The organism is Acinetobacter sp. YH12140 (assembly GCF_013418475.1).
Taxonomy (GTDB): domain Bacteria; phylum Pseudomonadota; class Gammaproteobacteria; order Pseudomonadales; family Moraxellaceae; genus Acinetobacter; species Acinetobacter amyesii.
On the sequence record NZ_VPBZ01000014.1, the window covers coordinates 22,500 to 37,172 of the forward strand.

At 41.7% G+C, this 14,673-nt stretch carries 16 protein-coding genes; 9 read left to right on the top strand and 7 right to left on the bottom strand.

What is annotated here, in order from left to right:
- Positions 1-643 precede the first annotated feature (643 nt).
- The 6 genes from rpmH to FTU75_RS17165 all read left to right on the top strand — a co-directional run bounded on the left by rpmH (position 644) and on the right by FTU75_RS17165 (position 5,206).
- Positions 644-778, top strand: a complete 135-nt coding sequence (rpmH, locus tag FTU75_RS17140; RefSeq protein WP_000831329.1) for a 50S ribosomal protein L34 — start codon at positions 644-646, stop codon at positions 776-778.
- 31 nt (positions 779-809) lie between these two features.
- Positions 810-1,202 (top strand): ribonuclease P protein component, encoded by a 393-nt coding sequence (gene rnpA, locus FTU75_RS17145; protein ID WP_078189509.1) that lies wholly within the window; start codon positions 810-812, stop codon positions 1,200-1,202.
- A gap of 9 nt (positions 1,203-1,211) precedes the next feature.
- Positions 1,212-1,532 (top strand): membrane protein insertion efficiency factor YidD, encoded by a 321-nt coding sequence (gene yidD, locus FTU75_RS17150; RefSeq protein WP_078189510.1) that lies wholly within the window; start codon positions 1,212-1,214, stop codon positions 1,530-1,532.
- 5 nt (positions 1,533-1,537) lie between these two features.
- Positions 1,538-3,304: a membrane protein insertase YidC gene (gene yidC / locus FTU75_RS17155; protein ID WP_180079201.1), complete on the top strand. Its 1,767-nt coding sequence runs from the start codon at positions 1,538-1,540 to the stop codon at positions 3,302-3,304.
- Positions 3,305-3,396: 92 nt separating this feature from the next.
- The gene (mnmE, locus tag FTU75_RS17160; RefSeq protein WP_180036053.1) at positions 3,397-4,752 is read left to right on the top strand and encodes a tRNA uridine-5-carboxymethylaminomethyl(34) synthesis GTPase MnmE; all 1,356 of its coding nucleotides are present in this window, start codon (positions 3,397-3,399) and stop codon (positions 4,750-4,752) included.
- Between the two features lie 13 nt (positions 4,753-4,765).
- A complete protein-coding gene (locus tag FTU75_RS17165; protein ID WP_180116545.1) occupies positions 4,766-5,206 on the top strand; it encodes a hypothetical protein in 441 nt (146 codons plus the stop codon).
- Positions 5,207-5,221: 15 nt separating this feature from the next.
- On the opposite strand, the gene FTU75_RS17170 is transcribed toward FTU75_RS17165, so the two are convergent.
- The gene (locus FTU75_RS17170) at positions 5,222-6,403 is read right to left on the bottom strand and encodes an MFS transporter (RefSeq protein WP_257223832.1); all 1,182 of its coding nucleotides are present in this window, start codon (positions 6,401-6,403) and stop codon (positions 5,222-5,224) included.
- Between the two features lie 115 nt (positions 6,404-6,518).
- Positions 6,519-6,785, bottom strand: a complete 267-nt coding sequence (locus tag FTU75_RS17175; RefSeq protein WP_180074179.1) for a metal/formaldehyde-sensitive transcriptional repressor — start codon at positions 6,783-6,785, stop codon at positions 6,519-6,521.
- A 56-nt stretch (positions 6,786-6,841) separates the two neighbouring features.
- Here FTU75_RS17175 and dmeF point away from each other — a divergent pair, with 56 nt between their 5' ends.
- Both dmeF and FTU75_RS17185 read left to right on the top strand, forming a co-directional pair.
- Positions 6,842-7,798, top strand: coding sequence for a CDF family Co(II)/Ni(II) efflux transporter DmeF (gene dmeF, locus FTU75_RS17180; protein ID WP_180116546.1), 957 nt, complete (start codon positions 6,842-6,844; stop codon positions 7,796-7,798).
- A gap of 116 nt (positions 7,799-7,914) precedes the next feature.
- Positions 7,915-8,613: a DsbC family protein gene (locus FTU75_RS17185; RefSeq protein ID WP_180116558.1), complete on the top strand. Its 699-nt coding sequence runs from the start codon at positions 7,915-7,917 to the stop codon at positions 8,611-8,613.
- A gap of 76 nt (positions 8,614-8,689) precedes the next feature.
- On the opposite strand, the gene FTU75_RS17190 is transcribed toward FTU75_RS17185, so the two are convergent.
- From FTU75_RS17190 to guaD, 3 genes are all read right to left on the bottom strand, one after another.
- The gene (locus FTU75_RS17190; protein ID WP_078189516.1) at positions 8,690-8,947 is read right to left on the bottom strand and encodes a GlsB/YeaQ/YmgE family stress response membrane protein; all 258 of its coding nucleotides are present in this window, start codon (positions 8,945-8,947) and stop codon (positions 8,690-8,692) included.
- Between the two features lie 179 nt (positions 8,948-9,126).
- Entirely contained in the window at positions 9,127-9,654 is a 528-nt protein-coding gene (gene hpt / locus FTU75_RS17195; protein WP_078194457.1) for a hypoxanthine phosphoribosyltransferase, read from the bottom strand.
- A 225-nt stretch (positions 9,655-9,879) separates the two neighbouring features.
- Positions 9,880-11,196: a guanine deaminase gene (guaD, locus tag FTU75_RS17200; protein ID WP_180116547.1), complete on the bottom strand. Its 1,317-nt coding sequence runs from the start codon at positions 11,194-11,196 to the stop codon at positions 9,880-9,882.
- A 208-nt stretch (positions 11,197-11,404) separates the two neighbouring features.
- Here guaD and FTU75_RS17205 point away from each other — a divergent pair, with 208 nt between their 5' ends.
- Positions 11,405-12,019, top strand: a complete 615-nt coding sequence (locus FTU75_RS17205; RefSeq protein ID WP_249748283.1) for a nucleotidyltransferase family protein — start codon at positions 11,405-11,407, stop codon at positions 12,017-12,019.
- Between the two features lie 66 nt (positions 12,020-12,085).
- On the opposite strand, the gene FTU75_RS17210 is transcribed toward FTU75_RS17205, so the two are convergent.
- Together FTU75_RS17210 and FTU75_RS17215 are read right to left on the bottom strand one after the other, a co-directional pair.
- Complete coding sequence (locus tag FTU75_RS17210) at positions 12,086-13,051, bottom strand: TerC family protein (protein WP_078194460.1); 966 nt, start codon at positions 13,049-13,051, stop codon at positions 12,086-12,088.
- A gap of 302 nt (positions 13,052-13,353) precedes the next feature.
- Complete coding sequence (locus tag FTU75_RS17215; RefSeq protein ID WP_180116548.1) at positions 13,354-14,547, bottom strand: sugar transporter; 1,194 nt, start codon at positions 14,545-14,547, stop codon at positions 13,354-13,356.
- Between the last annotated feature and the right edge of the window lie 126 nt (positions 14,548-14,673).

A 14,673-nucleotide genomic window follows, 5' to 3' on the forward strand; every position in this document is an offset into this window, starting at 1 on the left:
GTCCATTGTACGTAAAAAAATAATTCAACCCCGCCTAAGCGGGCAGCCATTCTAACCATCTTATCCACATCTGTCATGAACAAATCAGTCGAAATCGATCAAAAAAACGCAAATTGAGTTTAAATTTAAATTTAAATCACATGTGGATAAGTTTATCCGCAAGCTGTGGATAAATTATAACACAAAGTTATCCACAAACTATCAAAATTATAAAAACATCATTATCCACAATATAATTATTTGTTTTTTAAAAGTAAAAATGCGTTTTCCACAGAAAATATCAACACTAATAGTAATAAATTTAAATTTTAAAATTTGAATTTATTTATAAGATCGACCCATTCTGGGGATAACTTGATGGTTGGTTTAAATTCAAATTTAAATTCATAAAAACCAATTCACAAATTTGAGATTGTGGATAAATCTGTGAGTAAACTTGAAGATAACTTAAATAATTAACATATACAATGATTTAGTTTGTGAATATTTTAATTTAAAACTTTCTGACTGATTTCTAATCCTTATATTATCTTGATATATCACAGCCTAGATTTTGAAAGAAAGCGTGTTTTTCATTGACAGCTCAAGCAATGAGCACTAAAATCGCGAACCTTTACTGAAAGATCATTTTTGGAGTTTCGATATGAAACGTACTTTCCAACCTTCTGAGTTGAAACGTAAACGCGTTCATGGTTTCCGTGCTCGCATGGCTACTAAAGCTGGCCGTCAAGTATTAGCGCGTCGTCGTGCAAAAGGTCGTCACAGCTTAACTGTTTAATTTCAGTTAAGACTGTCAAGACTTGGGTGTTATGACAACACTTTACGGCTTTAGCACAGATGTGCGAATACACTGTGCTGCCGATTATAAAAGTGTGTTCGATGGTGCGCTTTTTAAAGTGCATCAACCCCATTTCTTATTTCTAGCAAAAATCTCCGAACAGCCGAATAGCCGTTTGGGTATTGTTGTTGCTAAGAAAAAAGTGCGCCGCGCACATGAAAGAAATCGAGTAAAACGACTTGCACGCGAAAGTTTTCGCCTGCATCAACAGCAGTCTAATGTATTAGATATTGTCGTTATGCCAAAAATGGGCATAGAGGCGGTACCGAATGCAGAGTTGCATCAGCAATTACAATTTGCTTGGCAAAAATTGCAGCGCCTTGCAAATAAGCATAAAAAAATAGCTACCTCCCCACAAGCGTAGAGATGACCAATGGTTCGTTTACTGCATTGGCTCATTCGTTTCTATCAGATTGCGATTAGTCCTTTATTGGGACCACGCTGTCGTTATATTCCAACATGTTCTCAATATTCTTTGGAAGCAGTCCATCAACATGGTGCTGTACGTGGAGTGTGTCTAGCTGTTCAGCGTATTTGCCGTTGTCATCCTTGGGGCGGTTCAGGCTATGATCCTGTTCCATCAAAAGCAATTCGTTTTATTTCATTTCAGCAAATAGATTCTCAAACGCTTCACGTTGCTGTACCCTTTCGTGAACGTTTATTGAACCAAAATCACTCTAACCACTTGGGGTAATACCTATGCAACAATGGGCCAGGATTGCAATTCTAGGGGCCATGTTTGTTGTCGCATATTTGCTCATTTTGGCTTGGCAGAAAGATTATGGACATGCGGAACAAAAATCTCAGCAAAATGCTGCGGTGGTAACGCATGAAGTATCTGCCGATTTGCCAAATGGCCAGACAGCTACGGCTGCTACTGATGTGCCGCAAGCAAATAATGCTGCTACACAACAAACAACAGATGCCACTGCACCTGTTAGTCAACAGTTAATTTCAGTACAAACTGACCTTTACCATCTTTGGATTAATCCAAAGGGTGGCGATATTGTTCGTATTGAATTACTCAATCATGACAAAAATAAAGACAGCGACGAACCGTTTGTAATGCTTGAAAGCGATGCAAAACGTACTTATGTTGCTCAGTCTGGCTTAATTGGTCTTAATGGCCCTGACAGCAATCCGAAAGGACGTCCAACCTATGAAATTGAAAAATCTTCATATACGTTAAATGACGCAAAAGCTGTGAAGGGTAAAGATGGCCAAACAGCAAAAGTTTTGTCAGTACCAATGGTTTATAAAACAGCAGATGGTGTAGAGGTTATTAAAACCTTTAACTTCACTGAAGGTGAATACCCTGTTGTTGTGAATCATAAAATCGTGAACCGCAGTGCTCAGAACTGGCAAGGTCAGATGTTTGGTCAGCTTAAACGCGACAACTCTGAAGATCCAGGTAAATCTGATCAAGGTATTTTCACTTTAGGTACATTCCTTGGTGGTGCATGGGGTACGCCTGAAGAACATTACAACAAACTTAAATTTGCCAACTTCAATGAAGAAAAATTGAATGTTGAAGCAACTGGCGGTTGGGTTGCAATGGTTCAGCATTACTTCGTGAGTGCGTGGATTCCTGGACAGATCAAATTAACGCAAGCCAATGGTCAGCCTTATGCTGCGAAACTTGAGTCACGTAAATCTACTGATGATATGAACATTATTCAGTTCACTTCACCTGCAATCAATGTTCCTGCAGGAACTGTGGCAGAAGTAGATGCAACGTTCTATTCAGGTCCAAAAATCCAATCTGAATTAAAAGAATTGGCAGTTGGTTTAAACCAAACAGTAGACTATGGTTGGTTATGGCCAATTGCGAAATTATTGTTCGTCGGTCTTGAGTTTTTCCACGGTTTAGTGGGTAACTGGGGTTGGTCAATTATTCTATTGACGATTCTGGTGAAACTGATCTTGTGGCCTTTGTCATCGAAGAGTTACCGCTCTATGGCGAAAATGCGTGTGATTGCACCTGAAATGCAACGCATGAAAGAAGAGTTCGGTGAAGACCGTATGCGCTTCTCGCAAGAAATGATGGCATTGTATAAACGTGAACAAGTAAACCCACTGTCAGGTTGCTTGCCGTTATTGCTCCAAATGCCGATCTTCCTTGCTTTGTACTGGGTGTTGATGGAGTCCGTTGAACTACGTCATGCGCCGTGGTTAGGTTGGATTCAAGATTTATCTGCGATGGATCCATGGTTTATTTTGCCGCTATTAATGGGCTTAACCATGTTTATTCAGCAAAGTTTGAACCCACAACCGGCTGATCCAATGCAGGCAAAAGTCTTCAAAATCATGCCAGTGATTTTTACGGTATTTATGTTGTTCTTCCCTGCGGGCCTTGTGCTTTACTGGATCTGTAACAACAGTATTACTATTCTTCAACAAGGTTTGATTAACAAATCTGTTGAAAAAGAACGTTTAAAACGTGAAGCGGCTGACTCAGCAAACTAAGCATTGCTGATGGGCTGAATAAATCCGCTTAAGATGGTAATCTTAGGCGGATTTTTCTTTATCTGTAGTTTGAAAATTTTTAGGTGAATTTTATGTTAAACCGAACCACCATCGCAGCAATTGCCACACCGCCGGGTCGTGGTGGTGTCGGCGTGATTCGCCTGTCTGGTCCCAAATCTTATGCCATTGCAGAAGCATTAACGCAGCAATCCCTGCCTGAAGCACGTTTTGCTGGTTTCCGTAAGTTTTATGATGCATCGAATGAAATCATGGATGAAGGTTTGGTGATTTGCTTTCCAAATCCGCACTCTTTTACGGGTGAAGATGTGGTGGAGCTTCAAGGTCATGGCGGCCCCGTTATTCAAAATGCATTATTGGCGCGGTTACTTGAATTGGGCGCTATTGCTGCAAAAGCGGGCGAATTTTCAATGCGCGCCTTTGAAAATGGCAAAATGGACTTGGTGCAAGCCGAGGCGATTGCTGATCTGATTGATGCCACCTCACAAGCAGCGGCACGTTCAGCGGTACGTTCATTACAAGGTGCCTTTTCGAGCAAGGTCAATACGGTGTTAGAAAAACTTATCCATTTGCGTTTGCATGTGGAAGCAGCGATTGATTTTCCTGAAGAAGAAATCGACTTTTTGGCGGATGGTAAGATTTTGGGCTTATTGGATGAAGTGGCAAGCTCGGTCCATGCTGTGCAGCAATCTGCTCGTCAAGGTCAGCTACTGCGTGAAGGTCTACAAGTGGTGATTGCCGGTAAACCCAATGCAGGTAAGTCTTCTCTACTTAATGCTTTGGCAGGTGTTGAACGTGCGATTGTGACGGATATTGCCGGTACGACACGAGATGTTTTACATGAAAAAATCAGCCTCAATGGTTTGCCGATTACCTTGACCGATACCGCAGGTTTACGTGAAACCGGTGATATCGTCGAAAAAGAAGGGATTCGCCGCGCAATTAAAGAAATTGAGCAAGCTGACTTGTTACTTTTGGTCTATGACTTGAGTCAGGGCGAAGATCCACTACAATTGGCTCAAGCGTACTTTGCCGATCATATTGAACCGAAGCGGTTGATGTTAATTGGTAATAAATGCGATTTGACGGGATCTACCGCGGAAATTACCGATTTAAACGGTTTTCGACATATTCGGGTTTCGGCTAAACAAGAAACTGGCGTTCAAGCGCTTATTGATGCGATTACAGCGCATGCAGGCTTTCAACCAGAGGAAGATACCTTTATTGCTCGAACACGCCATTTAGACGCAATGAAGCGCACTCAGCGCTATCTTGCAGAAGCACGTGAGCAGTTGGTGGTTTATCATGCGGGTGAGTTGGTAGCCGAGTCTCTACGGTTGGCGCAAAATGCTTTAGGTGAAATTACGGGTGACTTTAGTGCGGATGATTTGCTAGGGAAGATCTTCGGATCGTTTTGTATTGGTAAATAAATGCGCTAAAAATATGAAAAAAATCATGATTTGTTTTGCATGGATGCTTGCCGCTTGTTCTCAGGAGGAAGCGGCTTTAACTTCTGTTGATGATGTTGCAACATCAACACAGATACAAACTCAGCATCAAATGGATATAGATCCTAATCTTGCTAACGCTACTAAAGATACAAATTCTGAATTTAAAGCATATTTTATTCATGTCAAAATTTTATCTTTAGATGGCAACCATGATCCACAAACATCTGATGGTGGTGTGGTTTATTTTCATGAAACAACCGAACAGAATCCCAAAGAATCCTTTTTAAAACAATGGGAAGAAGATCCTGAAATGCAGGTTGACTATAAAAAAATGACAGCAATATCAAAAACTAAAAATTTGATTTTTTACATTCAGGATCAAATAGATGAAATTCCTCCTGAACAGGCATGGATGTATAGAGAAGAAAATTAATCGTATCTAAGGGTTTCATACTGTAAATTTCTTCATCGATAAATTTTGATACAGTAAATATAAACACAGCAAGCCGACACCAATACAAAAGCCCAGTATCCCTGTGATTAAACCAAAATGATCAGATAAATAGCCGGCTGCAATAATTGGAATAATGGTGCCTAGATATCCAATAAATAAATAGGTCGAGATCACTGCAGCACGGTTTTGATTGTTGGTCATTTGATGAACTAAGCCAAATGCGCCTAAAAGCCCCAGACCATGCCCGACACCGACTAAAACATCGCTAATAAAAAACAATGCACTCCAGTGTTGGGTCATACATAGCGCAAGGAGCGCATAGCTCAGTATTAACACCATTAAGCCGGCATTGACACATTTTGCAGAAGGAATCGATTTCGCCATAAATTGCACGACAGCGGAAACCAGCAAGATATTTGCAATGGCACTACCACTGACCAAAGGGCCATGCCATGGGATTGCATCTTTAACGAAAGAGGGTGCGAGTGATGCAAATAAGCTGAAGGAGCCAAAGGCACAAAAGGCAGTCAGTCCGGCGATATAAAATCGTGAATGATCACGCTTTTCAGGCAATTCCAAATGTGGTGCCACTGAAAAAGGCTGTGGCTCAAAGTTCGGTGTGCGAATAAAAAACAACCCCATTAAACACGCCGAACCACCAAAGATCACAGGAATATAAGGGGTGACTAAAGGTTGTTCCGAAAATTGGGCAATCACCCCACCAATAAATGGGCCAAGACCAAAACCAATCACGGTTATGATTGAACTTAGCTGCGGAGCATTATTTTTATGCTGTTCAGGGATGGTATAGACCAAGCCAAGCATGGCTGAGGTGCTAATTAAACCCGAGGCAATACCGATAATAAAACGCCCGATAGATAACCACACTGCATTACTGGCAAACACCGACAAGCTTAAACCTAAGATGATGCACGCCATACCGATTTGCAGGGTTCTTAAAAAACCAAAACTGTTACTGGTACGACCTAAAAACAGCAATGTCGCTAGGCAACCAAACATGTAGGCAACAAAGATATAGGTGATATGACTCGGCAGCAGTCCCCAAAGTTGCTGATAAATGGGATACAGAGGACTAGCTAGCGCTGTACCAATAGTGCCCATACAGAGTGCAAGGCTCACCATGATGAACGGTCGCCAAGAGGGAGATGTGGTCATTTTAAAGTCGCAGAGGTACAGCCAATAGGGTCAATATTGTGCTGCATGAGAAAGAAGGAAATATGGGCTCAGTTTAATGCCGATTGTTTTCCATGGTCAAATCACAGATGTAACTTTATCCATAGCGTTTAAGCAGTTTTACAAATTCTTCCAGTTCTACTTCATTGATTTCAACATCTTGAGGCAATACATGATGGCGTAAATGTGCTTCGATGAGTTCATTCATTAATCCATTTACAGCACCTTTGATGGCCGCAACCTGTTGTAAAACCTCGATACACCCTGCTTCGGGTTGCTGTAAAGCCAGTTCGACCGCATTGACCTGACCTTGTAGACGTTTAACCCGATTTAAAATCTTTTTGTCCTGATGTAAATGACTCAACACTTTCTCCCGAAAATAAATATACTATGGGGGAGTATATTTAAGCATAGAACCTAATGAAAACTTCCCCATCCATCCGAATTCATCATCATCAATTTGATGAAGGTAATCCACTCGCACAAAAACGGATCTTAATTGCCACCATTTTAACGGCAGTCATGATGTTGTTAGAAGTCATTGGCGGTTGGATTTTTAATTCGATGGCATTATTGGCAGATGGTTGGCATATGAGTTCACATATGTTGGCATTAGGCTTGGCCTATTTTGCCTATCGTGCGGCACGCCACTATGCCCAAGATGCTCGTTTTAGTTTTGGGACTTGGAAAATTGAAATTTTAGCGGGCTATAGCAGCGCGATATTATTGATGGTCGTTGCTGCATTTATGGCCTTTCATTCGGTGGAACGCTTATTCAACCCGGTCCAAATTCATTATAACGAAGCAATCCCTATTGCGATTTTAGGTCTAATGGTGAACTTGATCTGTGCTTGGTTATTGCATGATGACCATCACCATCACCATCACCATCACCATCACCATCACCATCACCATCATAGCCATGAGGAGCAGCATGATCATCATCACGACCTCAATCAGAAAGCAGCCTTCATGCATGTAGTTGCTGATGCGGTGACTTCAGTGTTGGCCATTGTGGCTTTATTTGCTGGAAAATGGATGGGCTGGGGATTTTTAGATGCGCTATTGGGGATTGTTGGTGCAGTGCTGGTCGGTAAGTGGGCTATTGGCTTGATGAAAGAAACAGGACAAACATTACTGGATGCGGAAATGGATCACCCTGTCGTTGATGAGATTCGAGAGGTTTTAATGCAATTGCCTGTCGACGTCGATGTGACCGATTTACATGTGTGGAAAGTGGGTAAAGGTCAGTTTTCATGTATTGTTGCTTTAGAAACCAGTCAGGCATTGAGCGCCGATGAAGTCCGCCAAGCGTTGTCGATTCATGAAGAAATTGTGCATGTGTCTGTTGAAATTAATTCACCTGATGCAGCGTAATATGTTCCACGTGAAACGGCATGTAGCTATTGCGTAATGAACTGAAAAAAGCCCAAGACTTTCACCTGTTAAGGCTTAGAATGCTGAATCAATTAAATGTTGAAGTTGTTCGGTCTATGTTGAAAAAAATATGTGCGTTGGCGTTGAGTACCACCCTTTCGACTTTTGTTTTGGCGGATGTAGCACAGGTTCAAAAGCTCTTGGCAGAAAAGCACCCTAGTTTAAAAATTGAAAATATTCAAAGTACCGAAATGCCGGGCATATATAGTGGCTTTGTTGAAGATCAAGTTTTGTATTTGAGTGAAAATGCGGATTATGTGATCGCAGGTTCTATGATTCGTTTAAAAGATCAAAAAAATCTGACCAAACAATTGATCCTCAGTCAGCAAAAAACTGAGTGGTATAAACTTCCATTACAAGATGCGATTAAAACAGTCAGGGGGAATGGGAAGCGCCAAATCGCGATCTTTTCTGACCCAAATTGCCCATATTGTAAGAAGCTTGAAGTAGAACTGGCAAAACTCAATGATGTGACCATTTATACTTTTGTCACAGCGATAAAACCGCAGTCGTTGGCGCCATCGAAGCAGATTTTTTGTGAGTCAAACCCTGCTATGGCCTGGGATAATTTAATCAATAAGGGAATTCAACCGAAGTCAGCGAAAAGTTGTGCAAACCCGATTGATCGAAATTTAATATTAGCTAAAAGCTTAAAACTAGGTGGTACACCGGGAATCGTTTTTGCCAACGGTTCGATCTTAACTGGTGCTTACCCTGCTGCTGAATTAGAATCGATGTTAAAAGAGATCAAATAATTTCAGCTGTACGGCATGAATAAAATATAAAAAAAATACCCGTCTATAGGCGGGTATTTTAATGGTGCTATAAAAATTAGACGCGGGTTTTTTTCGTTACAAGGTTATAGATAAACAACACGATGATCGCACCAATGACGGAAGCGATAAATCCTGCAGCAGAATTTTCTCCATACAGACCTAATAAACGTCCGCCATAGGTCGCAAGTAAAGAACCTGCAATCCCGAGAATGGTGGTCATGATGAAACCGGCTTTGTCATCTCCAGGATGGATCGCACGTGCAATTAAACCAGCAATAAAACCAACAACAATCGCAACAATGAGTGACCACATAGTAACTCTCCTTTTGTTATCATGTATTTGTTTTTTACGACATGTTCAATCTTTATCTTTAATCAAAACTGCGCTGAGCTATAGCCTAAACATGCAAAAAACTGTTGTTTTTTTGTTCAAAACAAACCAAAAAATAAAAAAAAAGTGGCCTTCGGCCACTCTTAAGTATCTGATTTTACTTAGAGACCAATTTCGCCAATAAATGGAATATGACGATATTTTTGATCATAGTCCAGACCATAACCCACGATAAATTTATCTTCGACTTCAAAACCTAAAAATTTCACTTCGAGTTCAATCTCACGACGTGAAGGCTTGCTAACCAAAGTACAAAGCTCGATTGAGTTTGGATTACGCGTCTGTAAAATTTCTAAGACTTTGCTTAAGGTATTGCCTGAGTCAATAATATCTTCAACCACCAAGACATCTTTATCTTTAATGTCGCCGTCTAAATCTTTTAAGATTTTAACATCACGAGTAGATACGGTCCCACCGCCATAACTTGAAACGGTCATGAAGTCGAGTTCATGCGGTTTTGAAATTGCGCGGCAAAGGTCAGCCATAAAAATAACAGAACCGCGTAAAAGACCGATTAACACCAACTCTTTGTCGCTGTTAGCATAGTGTGCATCAATTTTTGCGCCAAGCTCTTTCACTTTAGCTTGAATTTCTTCAGTGGAAATCAGTACGCTCATTTGAACAGACATGGGTAGATACCTAAAAAAGCAAATCAAAAAAATAAAAAAGGTGTTGACTTGCAACACCTCTAAAGATGAACCAATTTTAATACATCTGGCTCGCAGATGCATCTTTTTTGCCGTTGAAAATGTAATCAGTTTTTCTTGGAAGTGCTGTCACGCTTGAGTAAGCACAAACAAGCGACGGCAATCAGTCCAATTTTCAACGCTGTTTTTCGTCTCGGTCGAGCCGTTTTATGCTTTGACATACGCACATTGTCCAAACACATAGGTGGCATGGATATTACGATCATCACCCATCAGCATCAGAGCAAATAAAGCATCTTCCAGATTTTTGGCACGTTGTTGACGTAGGGCTTGTAAAGCCGTGGCATTTAAATCGAGCACCACAAAATCTGCTTCTTTGCCCAAATCAAAGTTTCCAAGTTTGTCCTCTAGATCTAAGGCTTTTGCCCCCCCTAAAGTGGCATGGTACATCGCTTCAAATGCGGACAGTTTATCGCCTTGAAGTTGTTGAACTTTGTAGGCTTCATTGATGGTTTGTAGTTGGTTAAATGAGGTGCCTGCGCCAATGTCTGTGCCTAAGCCGACTTTCACCTGTTTTTCCCATGTTTTCTTTAATGGAAATAAACCACTGCCTAGGAATAAGTTCGAGGTTGGACAAAACGCGATTGCAGAGTTGGTCTGATGCATACACTCCCACTCGGCATCTTCCAAATGCACGCAGTGCGCAAACACGGAACGTGATCCGGTCAGACCATAATGATGATAAACGTCTAAATAGCCGTTTTGCTCAGGGAATAATGATTTGACCCACGCTATTTCATTTTTATTTTCACTCAAATGCGTATGTACATAGACATCAGGATACTCGGCTTTTAGCTCCCCTGCCCGTGTCAATTGCTCAGGCGTTGAGGTTGGGGCAAAGCGAGGCGTGATGGCATACAGGTTACGGCCCTTGCCATGCCACTTTTCGATGAGTGCTTTGGAGTCGTTGTAGCCACTCTCAGCTGTGTCACATAATGCTTCAGGGGCATGTCGATCCATCATGACCTTACCGGCAATTAAGCGCATCTGATGCTGTTCTGCAGCTTTAAATAAAGCATCGACCGATTGTGGATGAACGGTACAAAAAACAAGAGCTGTTGTGGTTCCGTTTTTGAGTAACTCGTTTACAAAGAACTGTGCAATTTGCTCTGCATAAGCCGGATCTTCAAATTGGATTTCAGTTGGAAAGGTATAGGTATCGAGCCATTCCAGTAGCTGTTCACCATAAGCCCCCATCATTTCCGTTTGTGGATAATGAATATGGGTATCGATGAAACCCGGAACAATCAATTGATCGGAATAATGCTGTACTTCAACCTGATCTGGGAGATGGTGTTGGCCCTCAGACCATGGACCGAACCATTGAATTTTTCCGGCTTGCGTAATCAGCAAACCATCTTCAAAATAGCGCACTTGGTCGTGAATTTCACGTGCTTGGGCAACTGTATTCTGAATATCTAGAAAGCGACCACGGATCGCGGTAGATGCGATAACAGAAGACATGACATACCTGCAGTTTAGAATTTTTTCGGTTGATTGTAGCTTAATTTGGCTAGAAAAGGCGTTGTTGTAATTAGAGGATCATGTTCTAAAACATCGAACAGCCATTAATGTATGTCGAGAGCATGGCATATTTTCAAAGCGATTGATTAAATCAATGCGCTTGTGTCAGGCTAAATCGAATCAAAGAATAGAATTCAACCGTGTATCTATGTCCCATCCAATGCATCCTGTGAATCAATCACAGCTTGAAGCCACTTATGTTGAGCGCTTGCAGCAACTGATTCAGCAACATGACGGCATCATGTCTATTTTAAAGCAGCTTTATTTGGTGGATGCCAGTGCGTATATTGCCGCAGGTGTCATTCGAAATATGCTGTGGTCAGTGCTACACCAACACAGCTATACACTGTCCCATACTGAGGTGGATATTATATTTTATGATGCTGAGGATAACGGTGCTCATAGTGATCAGATCCAAAAAGAAATGCAGTCTTTCTTTCCATTGATACAGTGGGATGTGACCAACCAAGCTTTGGTGCATCATTGGTATCGTTTAGACAATGGTGATTCTATTTTGCCCATAACATCGATTTCCCATGCCCTTTCTTTGTGGGTTGAAACTGCAACGGCTGTTGCAGTCCGTTTAAATGAGCTTGATCAAGTAGAAATCGTGGCACCATTTGGACTGGCTGATTTATTTGAATTAAAACTGCGTTGGAATTCAACCTTAGTTAGTCGAGCGACTTTTTTGCAACGTATAGAAGAGAAACAATTTTTACAACGCTGGCCCAAACTCAAACTCTTGATGACGCCTGAAGCTTAGTTCATGGCTTTGTTACAAAATAAAAAAAAGCCTTCTCGAAAGAAGGCTTTTATTTATATAAGCGTTTTATAACGTGGTTTGATGGTACTTCTTACTGTGTCGGATTGATAACCATGCAGTAATGGTTAAGGTCACCACAATAAAACCGAGTGAAATCCAAATTGGCATGTGGAACACATCGAGCAATAGCATCTTAGCGCCAATAAACACCAGAATAATGCCCAGACCATATGGTAAGTAATGCATTTTCGATGCAGCACCGGATAAGAGGAAGAACATTGCACGTAGACCTAAAATCGCCATTAAGTTTGCCGTCAGTACAATGAAGGGGTCAGAGGTAACCGCAAAGATCGCTGGGATTGAGTCCACCGCAAAAATGACGTCCGATGCTTCAACCAAGATCAACACTAAAAAGAGCGGCGTTGCCCATAAGACACCATTTTGACGAACAAAGAATTTATCTTCATGCATCTGAGGGGTAATACGCATGTGTTTACGTAGCCACTTCAAAATCGCCATATCTTCGATATCTTTATCTTCTTCGTCTTGGCCTTTAAGGAATTTAAAGCCGGTATACACTAGGAATGCACCGAAGATGTACAGTACCCAAGAGAATTCTTGAACGAACCATGCCCCAATAAAAATAAAGATGGTACGCAGCACAATTGCGCCGAGTACACCGTAGAGTAACAGTTTGCGCTGCAAAGCAGGTGGAATGGCAAAGGCAGCAAAGATCATGAGCCAGACAAAAACGTTATCAATTGCGAGTGATTTCTCGAGCAGATAACCAGCGAAATATTCCATGACTTTGGTGTTTGCAACAGCGACACCAGCGGTTTGCTGTAAGTAGAGCCACAATGCACCACCGAATAAGGTAGCCACAGAGACCCATGCAATACTCCAATAGGCAGCGGTTTTGACTTTGATTTCTTGGCCTTTGTTATTTTTAAAGCCTAAAAAGTCGATGAGTAGCATGATGGTGACTAAACCGAAAAATGCCAGATATAGCCATAAAGAGCCAATCGTTTCCATGTGTATTCTCCACATCTAACAACCAGCCATAAAAAAACCTCGACCAGTTGCCAGACGAAATAAAACGCCTGAGACAACATGATCAAGGTCTTGCCTACATCGTACTGTAATGATTTGCAGCTGCGATGCTCAGATACCGACTTTTTGCAAAGTGTAATGACGATATTCTGACACGTAAAACAAGGTTTACGTTTGGAGGAGGCTACTCCCCTTGTTCAAATTTTGTTTTGGACATTGTCCAAATATGCGGCAAAGCATGACAGTTTTTAGTACAAAGTGCAATCGGCAATTTACGAATTCATTTAATGTGCCACAGGAGGATTAAAATCACCACGTTGTACCAACGCTAAGGCTAAAAGTGTGCCGATCACTGCGATGATTCCTCCGATCACACCAATATAACTCAAACCGAAATGAACGCTGACGATACCGCCCAAGAGTGCACCACCGCCAATCCCGACATTATAAAGTCCTGAATAAATGGCCATGGCGACATCGGTGGCATCGGATGCGAGATGCAGCGTCTTTGACTGTAATGCAAGGCTAAATCCAATGATACTCATGCCCCATAGTAGGCACACCGCACTCACACCTGCAAAACTCAGAGAAACAGGCAGCAACAGCAGCATGGATAAAGCAAGTGTGGCTGTACTCAAAGGAATCGCAACTTTAGGATATTTCCCACCAAATTTCCCGAACAGATAAGAACCTAGAAAGCCTGCAGCACCAAAGATTAATAACAACGTGGTAGTTTGCATGGAACTGAATGCAGCAATGTTGAGTGAGAACGGTTCGATATAGCTATATGCGGTAAATTGCGCGCTAATGATGATAATGGTTAATGCAAAGACCATCATTAAGCTTGGACGGCGAATAAACTGTTTTAAGCTGCTTAGCGAGCCAGAGTTCAAACTCGGCAGTATTGGCAGCGTTTTGGCTAAAATCAGGCAAACGATACTGGCGCCAATGCCAATCAGAGCAAAGGTATTTCGCCAACCATAGGCTTCTCCGACCATACGCCCAAACGGAATACCGAGAACCATCGCCAAAGCTGTGCCTGTGGCCAAAAGCCCCAAGGCTTGAAATTCTTTGCCTTTCGGTGCAACACGAACTGCCAGCGACGCAGTAATGGACCAAAAAAGTGCATGCGAGAAAGCAATGCCAATTCGACTGAGCAATAAAGTATTAAAGCTCCATGCGAAATACGACAGAACATGGCTGACAATAAACACTATAAATAAGCAAATCAGGAGTGATCGACGTTCAATATTTTTGGTCAATAACATGATCGGCAATGAAATCGGCGCAACCACCCATGCATAGAGCGTAATCATGATGCCGACATCGGTCGCGGCTAAGCTAAAGGTTTTGCCAATATCGCTGAGTAAAGCGACAGGTACAAATTCAGTGGTATTAAAAATAAATGCTGCGAAAGCCAAAGCAATCACAGCCGTCCAAGAGCCAGAAGAAGCCGTTTCGGAGGGAGAGGCAGACATGAGTGTCTTCAAATAAATAAAGTGGCTTATTTTACTATGCTCTATACACAAGCAGGAACCGATTAAAGCCCTGTGCATGCGCTTTAAATTAATACAAAAACAACAGAGTTGACCTGCATTACATGC

Excerpts from the sequence above, each read along its gene's own strand:
- rpmH (WP_000831329.1), top strand. The coding sequence starts at position 644 with ATGAAACGTACTTTCCAACCTTCTGAGTTGAAACGTAAACGCGTTCAT.
- rnpA (WP_078189509.1), top strand. The coding sequence starts at position 810 with ATGACAACACTTTACGGCTTTAGCACAGATGTGCGAATACACTGTGCT.
- yidD (WP_078189510.1), top strand. The coding sequence starts at position 1,212 with ATGGTTCGTTTACTGCATTGGCTCATTCGTTTCTATCAGATTGCGATT.
- yidC (WP_180079201.1), top strand. The coding sequence starts at position 1,538 with ATGCAACAATGGGCCAGGATTGCAATTCTAGGGGCCATGTTTGTTGTC.
- mnmE (WP_180036053.1), top strand. The coding sequence starts at position 3,397 with ATGTTAAACCGAACCACCATCGCAGCAATTGCCACACCGCCGGGTCGT.
- FTU75_RS17165 (WP_180116545.1), top strand. The coding sequence starts at position 4,766 with ATGAAAAAAATCATGATTTGTTTTGCATGGATGCTTGCCGCTTGTTCT.
- FTU75_RS17170 (WP_257223832.1), bottom strand. The coding sequence starts at position 6,403 with ATGACCACATCTCCCTCTTGGCGACCGTTCATCATGGTGAGCCTTGCA.
- dmeF (WP_180116546.1), top strand. The coding sequence starts at position 6,842 with ATGAAAACTTCCCCATCCATCCGAATTCATCATCATCAATTTGATGAA.
- FTU75_RS17185 (WP_180116558.1), top strand. The coding sequence starts at position 7,915 with ATGTTGAAAAAAATATGTGCGTTGGCGTTGAGTACCACCCTTTCGACT.
- FTU75_RS17190 (WP_078189516.1), bottom strand. The coding sequence starts at position 8,947 with ATGTGGTCACTCATTGTTGCGATTGTTGTTGGTTTTATTGCTGGTTTA.
- hpt (WP_078194457.1), bottom strand. The coding sequence starts at position 9,654 with ATGTCTGTTCAAATGAGCGTACTGATTTCCACTGAAGAAATTCAAGCT.
- guaD (WP_180116547.1), bottom strand. The coding sequence starts at position 11,196 with ATGTCTTCTGTTATCGCATCTACCGCGATCCGTGGTCGCTTTCTAGAT.
- FTU75_RS17205 (WP_249748283.1), top strand. The coding sequence starts at position 11,405 with ATGTCCCATCCAATGCATCCTGTGAATCAATCACAGCTTGAAGCCACT.
- FTU75_RS17210 (WP_078194460.1), bottom strand. The coding sequence starts at position 13,051 with ATGGAAACGATTGGCTCTTTATGGCTATATCTGGCATTTTTCGGTTTA.
- FTU75_RS17215 (WP_180116548.1), bottom strand. The coding sequence starts at position 14,547 with ATGTCTGCCTCTCCCTCCGAAACGGCTTCTTCTGGCTCTTGGACGGCT.